The 505-nt window shown below is 64.4% G+C and carries 1 pseudogene; it reads left to right on the top strand.

The features are described from left to right. Window positions 1-505, top strand: a pseudogene (locus DIE21_RS36920) (hypothetical protein); the annotation flags it as partial.

Genomic DNA, 505 nt, shown 5'->3' with positions numbered 1-505 from the left:
CGGTGACGTACGACAAGAAGGCGGACGGCACGGCGAACTACAACTCGGTGACGCTGGGCGGCGGGAAGTCGACGGGTGCGGTGACGCTGTCGAATGTTGCACAGGGCAAGGCCGGCACGGACGCAGTGAACGTCGATCAACTGACGAAAGCGATCAGCGACGTGGAAGGTGGCATGAACCCGCTGGCCGTGTCTTACGACAGCGTGACGAAGGACAAGGTGACGCTGGCCGGCGGCAAGACGGGCACGACACTGACGAACGTGGCGGCCGGCAAGGCCGACATGGACGCGGTGAACGTGTCGCAACTGAAGTCGTCGGGCCTTGTTGGCGAGGACGGCAAGTCGCTGGCTGCAGTCACTTACGACAAGAACGCGGACGGCACGCCGAACTACCAGTCGGCGACGATGGCTGGCGTTGGCGGCACGAAGCTGACGAACGTGAAGGCCGCTGAGCTGTCGGCGACGAGCACGGACGCGGTGAACGGCTCGCAACTGTTCGCGACGAA

The organism is Burkholderia sp. Bp9140 (assembly GCF_003853425.1).
Classification (GTDB): Bacteria; Pseudomonadota; Gammaproteobacteria; order Burkholderiales; family Burkholderiaceae; genus Burkholderia.
Note: the sequence above shows the minus strand (reverse complement) of the source record. Positions and strands in the feature narration are given on the sequence as shown.